Raw genomic sequence first — 387 nt, forward strand, 5'->3', positions numbered from 1 at the left:
ATTTCCTTTTGATTCTCTTAAAGACACAGAAGCTTGAGAGATCATATCAGCTGCACCCATACCTATAGTAGAAAGGTTGCTTCCTGATATTAAAATATCTTTACCATCATTTTTGATTAAAGATAAACGGCCATAATTCTCATAATCTTTTTTTAATACACCAGAACCAATACCGATATCTCCTTCTATTTTGATACCCCTACCATCTCTTGAGGTTAATACAAGTCTACCATTAGCATCCTTAGAAGCTTCTACTCCTGTGGTATCTTTAACTGAGTTAATTGCTGAAATCAAGGCTCCGTTTTCATCGCCATCTTTATACTCAACTTCGCCAATTTTTACCCCATTAATAGCAAAGTCTTTATCGGTTTTTCCTGCTTTAATATT

1 protein-coding gene is annotated in these 387 nt (G+C 34.6%); it reads right to left on the reverse strand.

Features of this window, described 5'->3' with window-relative positions; translation table 11 throughout:
* On the reverse strand, nt 1-387 hold a 387-nt coding region (locus tag E2O22_RS07840; RefSeq protein WP_279433560.1), incomplete at both ends, for a flagellin hook IN motif-containing protein.

Source organism: Campylobacter lari (assembly GCF_004357905.1).
GTDB lineage: Bacteria > Campylobacterota > Campylobacteria > Campylobacterales > Campylobacteraceae > Campylobacter_D > Campylobacter_D lari_D.